Raw genomic sequence first — 13721 nt, 5'->3', positions numbered from 1 at the left:
ATGGATCGTTATCAACGGCAGATGATGCTGCCGGAAATCGGGGTGGCCGGGCAGCAAAAATTAGTGGCAGCGCGCGTGCTGGTTGTCGGTGCCGGAGGCTTAGGCGCCACGCTGTTACCGCAACTGGTCGGTGCGGGCGTCGGTTTTATCCGCCTGTGTGATGATGACGAGGTGGCACTGCATAATTTACATCGCCAGACCTTGTTCACCATGCAAGATATCGGTTTTGCCAAAGTGGAACGCGCACAGCAGGCATTACAGCAGCGCAATCCTGAGGTGGAACTGGAGGTGTTCCGGCATGCACTCAGTGGCAGCGATTTGCCACACATCCTCAGCGATATCGATGTGGTGATTGATGCCGCAGATAACTTCGCCGTCACTTACCCTCTCTCTGACGCCTGCTTACAGGCCAATATTCCCTTCATCAGTGCATCTGTATTGGGCCGCCAAGGTTATGTGGGGGGCTTCTGCGGGAATGCGCCGAGCTATCGTGCGGTCTTTCCCTCGTTGCCTTCCTCTGCCGCAAACTGTAACACCGCTGGCGTAATGGGACCGGCGGTGGCCACCTTGGGTGCGATGCAGGCGCAGATGGCATTGAGCGTGCTGCTGGGCTTACAGCCTTCACCGCTGGGATGTGTGGTGAACTGCGACTTCGTTAACTGGCATTTTCGTCAGTTCCGCTTCGACGGGGCCGAAGAGCCGGAACAGGCCGTGCTCTTTATCGATCGGCAACAGCTGGCGGCGGATGATTGTGTGGTCGAATTACGCGATCGGGAGGAAGCGCCAGATAGTGTGGCAGCCAAGGTAGAGCGCATTTTGCCGCAGGCGTTAGCGGATTGGCAGCCCCCGCAGGATCAGCGCATCGTGCTGGTGTGTGCCAGCGGCATTCGCGCGGCTAAAGCAGCAGCGGATTTGGCACAACGCGGTTTTACGCGTCTGGCTATTTTAGCGGCGCGTCGTCCATGAACACGATTAATTTCCATGATGTCACCTTTGGCTGGGGCGAAAATGCGCTTTGCGAACGTCTGAATCTGCAACTGCGCGGTGGGAAAACCACGGTGTTTCTGGGGCGCAGTGGTATTGGGAAAAGCACGCTGCTGAGGCTGGTCGCAGGATTGCTGCAACCGCAGCACGGCAGTATCACTGGCTTACAGGATAATGTGGCGTGGATGGGGCAGCAGGATCTGCTCTATCCGTGGTTAACGGTACTGGAAAACGTCATGCTTTCGGCGCGCCTGAACGGTGAGAAGCCGGATCGTCATCGCGCGCTAGCCCTACTGGAGCAGGTGAAACTCAGTGAGGTGGCGGCGTCACCACCCAGCCAGCTTTCAGGGGGCATGCGGCAACGTGTCGCCCTGGCACGTACCCTGTATGCACAGCGTGATGTGGTGCTGATGGATGAACCTTTCGCCACGCTTGATGTAATGACCAAACTTAGCCTACAAACTCTGACTGCCACGTTGTTGAAAGGTAAGACGGTGCTACTGGTCACTCATGATCCACTCGAAGCTTGCCGTATGGCTGATGACATTGTGCTGCTGCATAACCAACCGTTAACGGTGGAAGCCTGGCCGGTGCCAAATGGTGATGTGCCACGTCAGCTTGACGATCCTGGCCTGTTAAAAGCGCAGGCCGAACTTTTCTCACGACTGAATCAAGATGAAAAAACTGTATAGCGCGATCTATCTGATTGCGGTGCTGCTGTGCGCTTGGCTATTGGCCCGGCGCAGCGGGGTACCGGAATTCTTACTGCCTTCACCGATGGCGGTACTGGAAGCCTTGTGGATACATCGCCAACTGCTCCTGCATCACGCATTTTATACGCTGGCAGAGATTGTATTGGCTCTGATGTTGGGGGTGGGGACAGGGGTGATCCTGGCGGTACTGATGGCGGGTAGTCAGACGTTGCGTCGCCTGTTGTTTCCGCTGGTTACCGCCAGCCAGGCGATTCCAGTGTTTGCTTTGGCACCGCTGCTGGTGCTGTGGCTGGGCTTCGGCATTGCGTCAAAAGTGGTGGTAGCTGCTTTGATCGTTTTTTTCCCGCTCTGCTTATCTCTGTTCGATGGGTTGTGCCGCACGCCATCCGGCTGGCTGGAGCTGGCAAAAACCATGAATAGCTCACGCGTGAAGCTGTTCTGGCATGTGCGCTGGCCTGCGGCATTACCGCAATTTTTCTCTGGCTTGCAAATGGCGGTGGTGCTGGCACCCATCGGTGTAGTGATTGGGGAGTGGGTTGGTGCTAGCGAAGGGCTGGGCTATCTGATGATGCAATCCAACGCCCGCCTCGAAACCGCCACCAGTTTTGCTGCTCTGCTTTTGCTATTGATTCTGGCACTGCTGCTCTCCGGCAGCGTGGCATTTATTCGTAAAAAACGCCTCTGGCACTCAACATAAGGACGCACCTTGAACACCCTACGTATAATGATGACTGCACTGCTGTTACTGGCAACGACCAGTGCGCAGGCTGCAGAGAAAGTTCGCCTGCTGCTTGACTGGTTTGTTAATCCTAACCACGCAGCGATTTTTGCGGCGCAATACAGCGGTGCCTTTAAAAAGGAAGGGCTGGACGTAGAAATGATCGCGCCAGCAGACTCTGCATCCGTTCCGCTGCTGTTGGCAGCAGGCAAAGCGGATCTGGCCATTAGCTATCAACCACAGCTTTACACGCTGGTGGAGAAAGATGTTCCGGTGATCCGCGTCGGCACGCTTATTGGACAGCCGTTAAATACCTTAACCACTGTTTCCAGCGATATTCACTCCCTTAAAGACCTCGCCGGCAAAACCCTCGGCTATGCGGTGCCGGGTTCGGAAGATGTCGCCATCCGCAACATGCTGAAATCTCAGGGCGTGGATGTGAATTCGGTGAAGTTGATCAGCTTGAATATGGATTCCACCTCGGCGTTGCTAACGCACAAAATTGACGGCGCGATGACTATCTTCCGTAACTACGAGCTCATCGACCTGAAAGATAAAGGCGCGAAGCCAGTGGTGTTCAAGCCGGAAGATTACGGTGTGCCCGCCTATGATGAGCTGATCATCCTGGCGAATAACCAACATGCTGCACAGGACAAGCGTATCCCCGCATTTTTACGTGGCTTAGATGCTGGCGTGGTGTGGTTGCGTGCGCATCCTGAAGAGGCGTGGAAAGCCTTCATTAAGCAGTACCCAGAGCTGGATACCAAGCTTAACCATCAGGCTTGGCAAGCGACGTTACCGCTGTTCGCTGCCCACAGTGCAAGCTTTGATAAAGCGCGTTATGAGGCCTTTGGTGAATATATGAAAGCTAACGGTTTGATTAAAGCTGTGGCGCCGATGACGCGCTATTCTTTAGAGCAGTAACCCGTGTGCGGGCTGGCTGAATAGCTGGCCCGTAACACACTGTGCATCTCTCAGCTCTCCTGTCCACGCGGCACCCGTTATTAATCACTCGTCACGAAATCCGCTTGCACCACGTCATCATTTTGATAATGATATCCATTCTCAACGATCACGTGATGGATAACCTGATGCGTTTGCCCGTTCTGGCCATAATGCTTTGCGTCTTATCTCTGTTCAAACCCGCGCTTGCCGCTGAAGATTCAGCCGGCTGGCCACGCACGCTACCCACACCGCAAGGTCCGTTCACCTTAGTGCAGCCACCGCAGCGTATTGTTTCTACCAGCGTGACGTTGAGCGGTACCTTACTAGCGATTAACGCGCCGCTGATTGGGTCTGGCGCCACCAGCCGTAACAGCAGCGTTTCAGATGCCCAAGGCTTCTTTACCCAATGGGGGGAGGTCGCAAAAGCCCGTCACGTTAAGCCGCTGTATGTTTCCCAGCCCAACGCAGAAGCGATTGCGGGCGAGGCGCCGGACCTGATCGTCATCGCTGCCACCGGCGGAGACTCGGCGCTGAAACTCTACGATCAGCTGAAAACCATCGCGCCCGTGCTGGTGGTTGATTACGGCGATAAGAGCTGGCAGGCGCTGACGTTGCAGCTTGGTCATATCACTGGCCACGAAGCGGAGGCGAAGCAGGTAATCGCAAAGTTTGATCAACGCGTCGAGTCGCTGCGCAGCAAAATTACCCTGCCGCCACAGCCCACCTCTGCGATTGTTTATTACGAAGATGGGCGCGGGATGAATGTGTGGACGCCGGCTTCGGCCCAAGGCGAATTGCTCAAGGCACTGGGCTTTACGCTGGCGATGCCGCCCGCCAGCCTTCAGGGCAGTACCAGCATGGGCAAACGCAACGACATCATTCAACTTAACGGCGAGACGATGGCGGATGGCGTCACCGGGAATACGCTGTTGTTGTTTGCCGCCGATGATAAAACCGTGCCGCAGGTGGCGAAGAATCCGTTCCTCGCGCATTTACCCGCCGTGCAGCATCACGACATTTTTGCCATGGGCAACGACACTTTCCGCCTCGATTACTACAGCGCCAGTAATATGCTCAGCAGCATAGAACGGCAGTTTACCCGCTAAACGCTTAACCATTCAGGCAGTCGGCCAGCAGCCAGCGGCAGCCATCAATCAGTCCACCGCGCCAGCAAAGGGCATCATGCCCACCGGAATAACAACGGAAATGGAGTGAGTGTCCCGCCGCTTGCAGAGCGGGTCGCATTTGCTGGTTAACGTAGAGCATGTCTGCTTCGCGATCGCCGACCTCCTGAAAGATCTTTAACTTTCCCGCCGGTAATTCATTGTTTTGCAGCTGTCGCAGGAGTAGCCCAGGCGCATGTTGCTCGCGGTTGGCATAGTCGCAGATGTATTGAAGGTGGGGCCACCAAAATGAACCGGATTGCGTAAGAATGCGCCCAAAACGCTGCGGCCAGTGCAAACCCGCATAGAGTGCAGCCAGGCCACCATAGCTTTGCCCGACAACGAGAGTCCGACTTGCTTCGTGGCTGAAATCGACATGTTGATGGGCAAAGGGGAGCAACTCTTGTTGAATAGCTTGCCAGAACGTTTCATTACACGGCAATTCGACCTCACGGTGCTGGCTGTCAATGACATCAACAAACAACCAACTGGCGGGGGGTAACTCGCCTGCAGCGGTGGCGTGCTCCAGTGCGCTAAAAATCGGTTGACCATGAACCCAGTTTTGACCGTCCAAAAGGATCACCAGTGGACGTCTCTCCGGTTCAGCGGTTTCTCCGGTGGTGAAGAGCCAGACGGTGCGTGTGGTGTTGAGCAGGGTACTTTGCCATTGCAGCGTTTGCAGTGTTCTCGACGTCGTTTCGCTTAACCCGGCATCGTGCAACGCCCAAGCGGATTGATAAGGTGCGTCTGGCATATGCGCTTTGCTCAATGCGGTACGGCGACTATTCATAAAAGGGCGAGAGCGGTTGAGGATGTCTGGGATTGCCAGCGGCATCAACGATATCCACCACTTCCGCTGTAATATCTCACATGCCTCACTGCCGCCGCTAAACACCGGTGGCAAATGCTCTGCGCTCACCGGAATCAAGCTATAGCTGCCTCGCCAGTTCGATTCAATAAGCGTGGACCAATGCCAGACATCGCTGCTGCCTATCCGCTTCAAAGACTCTGGGGAGGTACTGTGGTGATCGGTGACGCCATTTATATCGATGTAAACACGTTCAGTAGACGAATGTGTTGAATGACCTTGTGGATCACGCCAGAAAAAATGCATGGTGGTTTCCCCATCCGCATCGCGCTCAACAACAGGTGTGCCGACCTCACAAACCCTTTGCCACCAGCTATCTGTGCCCAAACTACTCAGTTGCAGCCAATCATCCACTGTACTTGTAGGCCAGACTTTAACGCTTTGATTTTCTGAATTGGCTCGAAACATCTTGAAATCCGTCTCCACATTTTCCTCAAAGAGTTTACATTAAAAAACCAAATGCAAATGCTATTGATAACTATTTACGTTTGCAATAATATTCTGTCGCCTTTAATTCCTCTTATTTTCAGCAAATTACACTGATGGGGCGATATTTAGGGCCACATAATTTTCATGGTTTTAATATTTCAATCTGTTACGGCTAGTCTCTCAAGCTGAGGCTGGTTGAACGGATTATTTCATTGACAAGGCAGTTTGAAATAGAGATGGCAACTATGTCCGTAAAAGCAAAAAAATCAGCAATACCTGCTGTGGCACTTCCGTTTAGACTCTCACGGCTTCACCTGTCATTGGCCTCAATGCTGTTGATGGCACCTACCTTAAACAGCTTTGCTGCGGAACAAACCCTTACCGTAAATGCAGATACGCGTGAAAGTGTGACGTCCCCACTGCAGGGATATGTGGCAAAAGAGAGTGCGGCGGGTACCAAAACCTCCACGCCCCTGCGCAAAACGCCGCAATCGATTTCGGTGATCACTCGCCAGCAGATGGATGATCAGGCCGCGGCTTCGGTAGCCGATGCGTTGAGTTATACCAGTGGTGTGCTGACCAACTACCGTGGCAACTCAAACCGTAATGATGAGATCATCGCGCGTGGTTTCCGCTATGCGCCGAAATTTCTCGATGGCTTGAGCTACGGACTGTCTGGACAACAGAGTGCGGCAGGGCAAATCGACCCGTGGTTGCTGGAACGTGTGGAGATGATTCATGGCCCGGCATCGGTGCTGTATGGTCAGGTGAACCCCGGTGGGGTGATTGCCATGACCAGCAAACGTCCGACCGCGCAGAGCATTCACAAAGTCCAGCTCAGCACGGGTAATCAGCACTTGGGCGAAGCGGCATTTGATTTTGGCGGCAAGCTGAATGATGACAACACGCTGTTTTATCGTCTCAACGGCATTGCCAGCACCAAACATGAGTTCGTGAAAGATAACAAACAGCAGCGCATGGCGATTGCTCCAGCGCTGACCTGGTTGCCCAATGCCGATACCAGTTTTACGTTATTGACGATGTATCAGAATGAACCAAAAGCAGGGTATCGTAACTTCCTGCCCGCAAACGGCACGCTGTTTAACACCAGCGCGGGGTATATTCCTTACGACTTCAATGTTAGCGATCCCAGCTTTAACGAAGCGAAACGCGAACAGACCTCTGTTGGCTACATTTTCGAGCATAACTTCAACGATAACATCAGCTTCACGCAGAACCTGCGCTACAGCAATATGGATGAGTCGTACAAATATCTGGTGTATACCTTCGATGTCGATGGCAGCGATCACCAGATCAACCGCCGCCCACAGCACGACAAAATCAAGTCCAAAGAGCTGGGCATCGACAACCAGGTGAAAGCCACTTTTGATACCAGCAGCATTGCACATACCGTATTAGGCGGGCTGGATTACAAGTGGAGTGACGTCGACAACAAACTGTGGCGCGACAGTGGCGATCAATACATTCTCGACTGGGCGAACCCGACCCGTGTGAGCATTAACGAAAGTGACTTGGTGTTGAATACCAGCACCCGCAAAAAGCTCGATCAGGTTGGCGTGTATTTGCAGGATCAGTTGGAGTGGGATCACTGGAATCTGTTGTTGTCGGGTCGCCAGGATTGGGCAGAAGTGCGCACCCAAGACCGCGTTGAAAACACCAACACCCAACAGAATGACAGCAAGTTTACGGGACGGGCAGGCTTGCTCTATGCCTTCGACAATGGCCTTTCGCCGTACGTGAGTTACAGCACCTCGTTCGAGCCTAACCTGAGCACTGGCGCACCGGGCAGCGATCCGTTCGCACCCACCACCGGAGAGCAAACTGAGATAGGTATTAAATACCAACCAGTGGGTTGGGATGCAGTGTTTACCGTCTCCGCGTTCGATATCACTCAGAAAAATATTACGACCTATAACAGCGAGCTCGGCTACAACGAGCAGATTGGTAAGGTGAAGTCGCAAGGTATTGAAACCGAAGCGCATGCGCAGATCACACCGGAAATTAAGGTGATGGCGGCCTATACCTTCACTGATGCGGAAACCAAGCAGAGCAACACCGCGGCTCAAGTTGGCAAAACACCTTCCAGCATTCCACGCCATGCCGCCTCTGCATGGGGAAGTTATAGCTTCCTTGAGGGGGCGCTCAGTGGTTTAACGCTCGGCAGTGGCGTGCGTTACACCGGCACCGCGTGGGCCGACTCTGTCGGGGAAAACAAGGTTCCGCACTACACGCTGTATGACGTGATGGCGAAGTACGAGTTGGGTGAAGCAGCGAACTCGCTGCGTGGCACCACCTTGCAACTCAACGTCAACAACGTCGCTGATAAGCACTATGTGGCATCTTGCAGCAACACCAGTGCTTGCTTCTACGGCAGTGGTCGTTCGATCGTGGCTTCTGTGAGCTACAGCTGGTAATCCGTTGGGCGCTCGTGAGGGCGCCCCTTTCGCATTCCGTGCTGCCAGTAACGCATCGCAACCCTTCGCAACAGGTTTTCAGAAAATACTGGATTTGTGTGACTGTCATCACTGCGAGAGGCACGCTAAAATAAACGCTTCTCATTTAGCAGAGGCTTTTTGTTCACGATGTTTTCTCGTTTCACTTTCGCCGCATTGACGGCCACATTACTGCTCACCGGGTGTGCACGCCACGCCGCAGATAGCAGCACCACTGCGCAGGCTGAAGCTCCTGCTGCCGCCCCCATCGAGAACGACAATATGCCTTCCCAGTTTGATAGCGGACCGACCGTGATCAACGTCTCGCATTTGGTGACGCGAACTGACGACGGCTCTTCCGTGTACCTCACGGTGGACGGTCAGGACGCAGGTCTGTTGCAAAAGGGTGAGAACAAAGAGCTCCGTGTCGCCCCAGGCAAGCACCAGGTGGGCGGGTACGTGCAAACCCTGTTTGGTTTTGGCAAAGTGACCATTGCATCTGTCGATGTGACGACCGACGATAAGGCGCCTAAAAACGTGGTCTATTCCGTCACGCGCCAGAAGCCTGCTTTCAGTGAAGTTCCGGCTGCAACGCCAAATAACTCCTGATTATGCAAACGGTGCTGACATCAGGCCAGCACCGTTTCTCCCTGTTGATTCGCCAGTTGATAGAGGCGAAAATTCTGCGCAGATCCAATCAACTCCGCTAAACGTGGGGAGTGACTGGTTAACCAAATTGGCTGTAACGTGCAGCTTCCACAATCAATGAAGCCAGGGCGGGCAGCATCTCTGGATGCTGATGCGGTTAATCATGATGTATTTCCTAACTGCGGCTTAAAACCAATTTCAAACCCGCTAGCGCGAAGCAGCAGGCTAACAGCGCATCGAGTCCACGGCGGATACGACGATAGAACGCCGCCATTACTGCAGTCGAAAACAGCAGTGCATAGCCGCAGAACACAAAGATACAAATGGCAGCACAACCGATAATAATCATCGGTAAAGTTGACGCCGCCGCATCGGGTTTCAACGCCACAGACATGATCGCCACCCACGTCAGAATGGCTTTGGGATTGCCAACGTGCATTAAAATGCCTTGGCGAAACAACTTCACGAACGTGACTTTCTCGCCCGTCGCGGCAAATTCTGTGGCATCAGGGCGGCGTAGTGCAGATTTGCCCGCCTTGAACGCCAACCATAACAGATACAGGCCGCCACCGATTTTCAGCACAATCAGTAACTGAGCGAAGGTCGCCAGCACGGTTAACACACCGCAGGCCGCCAGTAGCGCCCACATCATCGAACCGCCAATCACACCACTTGCCAGAGCTAATCCCGCGCTGCGCCCCTTTTTCATTGCCGTACCCATAATCGCCATATTGCTGGGGCCAGGGCTGGCAGTGGCAACAAAATAGGTGGTGTAGATCAGAATGAGTTCGTGTGAAAGCGCCATGTATTCCTCTGCGATGGTGGGTGTCCTTTCCCCTGTTATATCGCCTGACGTTGAGATTTACCATGCTCAGGTAGTGACGATTTTTGCATGACGTCGGCTTTTCACCTTAAACAAGGTAAAAATAATGGAGAGCGACGCGATGACCACCAGAATCAGCCCTGGCCCCATCAGTGAACCAAAACCTAACGCATTGAAAATTAACAGTCCCACGATGCCACCGGTAAGGAAGGAAAATATCGTCACCAGATGGGTGTTAAGTTGCTGTTTAAAAGCGCGAATATTCTTGGAAGGATCACGGCGTAAAAGTGCGACAAATACAGAACCTATTGAGATGCCCGCATCGGTCAGCGTACCGGTAATATGCGTCGAACGAACGCGCCCGTTGGAGAGCTGCGTCGAGGTTGAATTATGGACACCCATTAAGAAGGCCAGCAGCAGCAATATTTCCACATTGTTACTGGCCGAGAAGTAATAGATTTCAAACAACGACGTCAGAATAAGCATCAAACCTTCAGCCAGTAGAATACAGCTGAAAATGGTTCTCAGGCCATTTATCACGCCCAGTACCACCGAGATCCTCGCCACTACTGCGCCAGTCACAAAGGCACCTATCATGGCGATAAAAATCTTCAGGTTTCTGACATCCATCTCATTCAAATCACTGGAAATTTGCGAGATATTTCCAGACATGTGCGAGGGAAAAAAGCCAAACGCGGCTAATGCCATAGCATTCAACAAGCCTGCTGACGTGGCCAGGCAGAGCGCGAGATTCCGATCTTCAACATGGGTTCTGGTTCGCTTCAGTTTTATCAGCATAATTCACCCTTCCTCATCGAGAGTATTGTGATAACGCAATGCGTCAAAAGTGGTGTTCGCCAATGAATAAGTGAAGCACAAATATCTTAAGAGGATCTTAATAACTTAGTGATATAGATGAATCCGAATTTAGATGTAAAGTTATCTAAGGAAGATTGTCAGCCTGCTTAATGTTTTTTACTTATGCAGGGCATTGATCGAAATATTCAGGACGCAGGAATAATGACGACCCATGCGTTTTTTTGCCTGAGCAGGGAGGTGAGTGGTTAGGTGAAAAGTGGACACAGGCCAACATCACGCGTTGATCATTGCGTGTTAAAAGATAACAGCTCGATAAAGCGAGGCATTTCAAGATGAGAACACGGCCTTCGGCACGATTACTGGTTATCGATCAGCAACAGCGTGTACTGCTGTTTTGTTTTAGTCACAAAGATGATGCTTTGGATGGACAGCGCTATTGGGCTACGCCCGGTGGTGCAGTGGAGGAGAATGAGAATTGGAAACAGGCAGCCCTTCGCGAATTGTTTGAGGAGACAGGCATTACGCGTACAGAATTGGATGATGCGGTGGGTTATCGCGAGTTTGAGATGCAATTGCCCAGTGGCGATTGGGTATTAGCGCAGGAGCAATACTTTAAGGTGCATGTGGGCGAGCAGGAAATCTCCACCTCGGGATGGAGTAAACATGAGCGGCGAGTAATGACTGACTTTCGCTGGTGGAACTTGCCACAACTGGAGGGTAGTGGGGAACGGTATTTTCCGGAGAATTTAGCGATATTGTTGGGAAAAGAGACTCATTCTCTAAGAAGGTAACCCTGTTAAACGGCAATCACGATCGCCGTCTATTTATCATGCCGTGGCTTATACCCGATCTTTAAACTTTTACGTCGCACTCCATGTGACTGTTGTTTAATCGAAGATATAGTGGCCACACTAGTACCAGATAAAAATTAATTGTTCATCTTTTCTGGTTTGTTAATATTAGTTGATGAGAGTTAACATTATTCTGAATGTCCTGGCGATCTTTCATTTAAATGAGTAAACAGTCTATAAAAAGTTTTCCTATATCTAATTTGATAACTCAATGAATAATCGATATATAATTTCATTGCCCTAAGAAAAAACACCGAATGCACAGTTCCATTATGGGTATTGTGACTATGGAATCACCACGTCTTCACCGATTGCCGAGTGTTATCTCAATCTTTACATTACTCTGAAACCTCTTTCAGGGAATCATCGTCATGACTTTCCGCTCTGACATTAACGGGCTGCGAGCCTATGCGGTTATGCTGGTCATCCTCTATCACTTTGGCTTTACCCAAGTGAGTGGAGGATTTCTCGGTGTTGATGTGTTTTTTGTTATTTCTGGCTATTTAATGACGAGCATTATTCTGTCAAGAATTAAACATAATAACTTTTCACTGATGGCGTTTTATGCGGCGCGTTGCAGACGAATTATTCCGCCATTAATGATGCTATGTGCGATATTAATGCTGATGGGCTATTTCCTGATGCCGCCAGAGGAGTATAAGCGTATGGCGGAGCACGCGGTCTCCAGCCTCAGCTTTATATCTAATGTGGTCTACTTCAAGCAGGGCGGCTATTTTGATACCGGTTCTGTGTATAAATGGCTACTGCATACTTGGTCTTTAAGCGTGGAGTGGCAGTTTTATCTATTATTACCTTTGGCGTTAATGTTCATCGCGCGTTTCCTGCGCCAGCAGTTTGCCTGGGTTATGGGCATCGCTGCACTCTTGTCGTTTGGACTGGTGTTGGCAATGGTTGCCACTGATTTTCATCTCACCGCCACTTATTATTTGTTGCCCACCCGCGCATGGGAAATGCTGGTAGGCGGATTGGTGTATCTGGCGCCCAAAACCCGATTGAGCGGGCAGGGGTGGGTTCCGCCAGTGAGTATTTTGGCACTGATACTGTGTGCGCTAATGTTTGATGAAAACATCGCGTGGCCCGGCATCATGACGCTGATACCGGTGTTGTTCACCGCACTGATTCTTCACGCGGGGGTGCAGAACAGTCGATGGTTAAACCATCGCGTCATGCAGCACATTGGGAAAACGTCTTACTCAATCTATTTATGGCATTGGCCCTTATGGGTGTTCTGGCATCTGGCGGACTGGCCAGTCACGTTCGTCAGCCAGCTAATCTTAATCCTGCTGTCATTGGCTGCCGGTTGGGCTTCTTACGCCTGGGTTGAGAACAGGCAAAGTTGGTTCAGCCGGAAAACCATTATCGCGCTGGGGCAGGCTGCGTTGGTGATACTGTGTGGCGTGACAATCGTAGCTCGAGCAGGAGTGCCTTCACGCGCGCCTGCCGTGGTTGCCTCCATTGGTCACTATTCACAGCAACGCTTTGAGCTTGCTAAAAACTGCTTCGTGCTCAGCGGCGTTACGTCACCACAGTGCGTGTTTGGCGATGCCAGCCAAGTGAATCTGGTGGTACTGGGTGATAGCCACGCCTCAGCCATGTTGTCCTCGATTCTAGCGAGCGCCAGACCGCAGGATGGCGTGGTATTCATCGCGCAGTCTGGTTGTCCTTCGGTACCGGATATTCAACGCAGCGCCAGCCCTGATTGTGGTGGTTTTGTGAAGGCGGCAATAGCCGATATCGAACGCAAATATCCCAACGCATCCGTGTTGATCATCAATCGCCTGTCGTTTTATCTGCACGGCGAATATGGCAGCGGCAGTCGCGCGCCAACCTACAGCTTCAGGCAGGACGGCAACTCCATCGCCGCCTATCAACAGCATTTTGGCGCTGCGGTGAAACAACTGGCCAGCCATCATCGTGTCTTTATCATGACACCCGTGCCGGAGTTCGGTTATGACGTGATTTATCGTATGTCACGTGATGCGATGCGCGGAAAAGCGTTGTCAATTCAGCAGTCTCGTGCCGAGTACCAATCACGTCACCAGGATGCGTTGGCGATGCTTAAGCATATCGCGGCGCTCTCGCCTGACGTCACCTTGCTGGATGCCACTCAAGGGTTATGTGACAGCCGTTTCTGCTACGGAGCCAGAGAGGATGTGCCACTGTATCGCGACGACAACCATCTTTCTGAAGTGGGGAACAAGAGTCTGAGCGGGGTATTTGCGGGTATGTGGGGAATGATTGAGGGGAGGTAACCCTTTGAAATCCAGAGGCAGGATGTCAAAAATG

Annotated in this window: 12 protein-coding genes and 1 pseudogene; 9 read left to right on the top strand and 4 right to left on the bottom strand. The window is 52.1% G+C overall.

Annotated features, from left to right (window positions below):
- The 5 genes from HA51_RS02980 (at position 1) to fepB (ending at position 4466) form a co-directional block, all read left to right on the top strand.
- Entirely contained in the window at positions 1-966 is a 966-nt protein-coding gene (locus tag HA51_RS02980) for a HesA/MoeB/ThiF family protein (RefSeq protein ID WP_084931789.1), read from the top strand.
- Positions 963-1676 (top strand): ABC transporter ATP-binding protein, encoded by a 714-nt coding sequence (locus HA51_RS02975; protein ID WP_084931788.1) that lies wholly within the window; start codon positions 963-965, stop codon positions 1674-1676. The genes HA51_RS02980 and HA51_RS02975 overlap by 4 nt, the downstream gene beginning before the upstream one ends.
- Positions 1660-2394, top strand: a complete 735-nt coding sequence (locus HA51_RS02970) for an ABC transporter permease (protein ID WP_084931787.1) — start codon at positions 1660-1662, stop codon at positions 2392-2394. Before HA51_RS02975 ends, HA51_RS02970 begins: the two co-directional genes overlap by 17 nt.
- A gap of 9 nt (positions 2395-2403) precedes the next feature.
- Positions 2404-3339 carry an ABC transporter substrate-binding protein gene (locus HA51_RS02965; protein WP_084931786.1) on the top strand — a complete coding sequence of 312 codons (936 nt, stop codon included), beginning with the start codon at positions 2404-2406 and terminating at the stop codon, positions 3337-3339.
- A gap of 191 nt (positions 3340-3530) precedes the next feature.
- Complete coding sequence (gene fepB, locus HA51_RS02960) at positions 3531-4466, top strand: Fe2+-enterobactin ABC transporter substrate-binding protein (RefSeq protein WP_245840145.1); 936 nt, start codon at positions 3531-3533, stop codon at positions 4464-4466.
- A gap of 4 nt (positions 4467-4470) precedes the next feature.
- Here the strand turns inward: fepB and fes are convergent, their stop codons facing one another.
- A complete protein-coding gene (gene fes, locus HA51_RS02955; protein WP_084931784.1) occupies positions 4471-5799 on the bottom strand; it encodes an enterochelin esterase in 1329 nt (442 codons plus the stop codon).
- A 266-nt stretch (positions 5800-6065) separates the two neighbouring features.
- Here fes and HA51_RS02950 point away from each other — a divergent pair, with 266 nt between their 5' ends.
- Complete coding sequence (locus HA51_RS02950) at positions 6066-8255, top strand: TonB-dependent siderophore receptor (protein ID WP_084931783.1); 2190 nt, start codon at positions 6066-6068, stop codon at positions 8253-8255.
- Between the two features lie 168 nt (positions 8256-8423).
- A complete protein-coding gene (locus tag HA51_RS02945; protein ID WP_084931782.1) occupies positions 8424-8882 on the top strand; it encodes a hypothetical protein in 459 nt (152 codons plus the stop codon).
- Between the two features lie 20 nt (positions 8883-8902).
- Here the strand turns inward: HA51_RS02945 and HA51_RS27420 are convergent.
- From HA51_RS27420 to HA51_RS02935, 3 genes and pseudogenes are all read right to left on the bottom strand, one after another.
- A pseudogene (locus HA51_RS27420) lies at positions 8903-9069 on the bottom strand (AAA family ATPase); the annotation flags it as partial.
- Between the two features lie 27 nt (positions 9070-9096).
- The gene (locus HA51_RS02940) at positions 9097-9726 is read right to left on the bottom strand and encodes a LysE family translocator (RefSeq protein ID WP_084931781.1); all 630 of its coding nucleotides are present in this window, start codon (positions 9724-9726) and stop codon (positions 9097-9099) included.
- Between the two features lie 66 nt (positions 9727-9792).
- Complete coding sequence (locus tag HA51_RS02935) at positions 9793-10542, bottom strand: YoaK family protein (protein ID WP_084931780.1); 750 nt, start codon at positions 10540-10542, stop codon at positions 9793-9795.
- A 353-nt stretch (positions 10543-10895) separates the two neighbouring features.
- Between HA51_RS02935 and HA51_RS02930 the strand changes: the two genes are divergently transcribed.
- Complete coding sequence (locus HA51_RS02930; protein WP_084931779.1) at positions 10896-11354, top strand: NUDIX hydrolase; 459 nt, start codon at positions 10896-10898, stop codon at positions 11352-11354.
- A 431-nt stretch (positions 11355-11785) separates the two neighbouring features.
- On the top strand, positions 11786-13687 hold the full coding sequence (locus HA51_RS02925) for an acyltransferase family protein (RefSeq protein ID WP_084931778.1): 1902 nt from the start codon (positions 11786-11788) through the stop codon (positions 13685-13687).
- Positions 13688-13721 lie beyond the last annotated feature (34 nt).

It is taken from the genome of Pantoea rwandensis (genome assembly GCF_002095475.1).
Lineage (GTDB): Bacteria > Pseudomonadota > Gammaproteobacteria > Enterobacterales > Enterobacteriaceae > Pantoea > Pantoea rwandensis.
This window is presented reverse-complemented; position numbering and strand designations above follow the sequence as displayed.

Bases quoted from the DNA above. Each gene is read 5' to 3' on its own strand.
- HA51_RS02980 (WP_084931789.1), top strand. From the start codon at position 1: ATGGATCGTTATCAACGGCAGATGATGCTGCCGGAAATCGGGGTGGCC.
- HA51_RS02975 (WP_084931788.1), top strand. From the start codon at position 963: ATGAACACGATTAATTTCCATGATGTCACCTTTGGCTGGGGCGAAAAT.
- HA51_RS02970 (WP_084931787.1), top strand. From the start codon at position 1,660: ATGAAAAAACTGTATAGCGCGATCTATCTGATTGCGGTGCTGCTGTGC.
- fepB (WP_245840145.1), top strand. From the start codon at position 3,531: ATGCTTTGCGTCTTATCTCTGTTCAAACCCGCGCTTGCCGCTGAAGAT.
- fes (WP_084931784.1), bottom strand. From the start codon at position 5,799: ATGTTTCGAGCCAATTCAGAAAATCAAAGCGTTAAAGTCTGGCCTACA.
- HA51_RS02950 (WP_084931783.1), top strand. From the start codon at position 6,066: ATGTCCGTAAAAGCAAAAAAATCAGCAATACCTGCTGTGGCACTTCCG.
- HA51_RS02945 (WP_084931782.1), top strand. From the start codon at position 8,424: ATGTTTTCTCGTTTCACTTTCGCCGCATTGACGGCCACATTACTGCTC.
- HA51_RS02940 (WP_084931781.1), bottom strand. From the start codon at position 9,726: ATGGCGCTTTCACACGAACTCATTCTGATCTACACCACCTATTTTGTT.
- HA51_RS02935 (WP_084931780.1), bottom strand. From the start codon at position 10,542: ATGCTGATAAAACTGAAGCGAACCAGAACCCATGTTGAAGATCGGAAT.
- HA51_RS02930 (WP_084931779.1), top strand. From the start codon at position 10,896: ATGAGAACACGGCCTTCGGCACGATTACTGGTTATCGATCAGCAACAG.
- HA51_RS02925 (WP_084931778.1), top strand. From the start codon at position 11,786: ATGACTTTCCGCTCTGACATTAACGGGCTGCGAGCCTATGCGGTTATG.